General features: G+C 69.3%; 1 pseudogene. It reads left to right on the top strand.

Annotation, left to right across the window (positions count from 1 at the left end):
• Positions 1 to 638: pseudogene (locus D180_RS18570) on the top strand (methyl-accepting chemotaxis protein); the annotation flags it as partial.

Raw genomic sequence — 638 nt, 5'->3', positions numbered from 1 at the left:
TCGTCGACGCCATCGGCGTGCTCAACGAATACGCCAATGGCGACCTGCGCCGCGACGCCCGCCGCCTGCCCGGCAGCCGCGCGGTGCTGCACGAATCGATGGATGCGGCCAAGGCCAGCCTGCTGGCGATCAACACCGAGATCAAGCGTCTGGCCGCCGCGGCGGCGGCCGGCGACTTCAGCGCCCGCGGCGATGCGGCGCACTTCCAGCACGACTTCCGGCTGATGGTGCAGGACCTCAACGCGATGATGGAGGTCAGCGACCACAACCTCGGCAAGCTGTCGGCCTTGCTGCAGGCCATCGCCGCAGGCGACCTCACCGCGCGCATGGAAGGCGAGTTCCACGGCGTGTTCGCCACCATGCGCGACGACGCCAACGCCACCGTCGAACAGCTGACCGGCATCGTCGGTCGCATCCAGACCGCGGCGGTCAGCATCAACGCGGCCTCGACCGAAATTGCCGCCGGCAACGACGACCTGTCGCGCCGCACCGAGCAGCAGGCGGCGAGCCTGGAAGAAACCGCTGCGTCGATGGAGGAGCTGACCTCCACCGTGAAGCAGAATGCCGAGCACGCGCGCCAGGCCAACCAGTTGGCAGCAGGTGCCGCCTCGGTGGCCTCGCAAGGCGGCAGCGTGGTC

The sequence above is a fragment of the Xanthomonas sp. SHU 166 genome, from assembly GCF_000364685.1.
GTDB lineage: Bacteria > Pseudomonadota > Gammaproteobacteria > Xanthomonadales > Xanthomonadaceae > Xanthomonas_A > Xanthomonas_A sontii.
The sequence above is the reverse complement of the archived record's forward strand: the minus strand, read 5'-3'. Positions and strand labels throughout refer to the sequence as shown.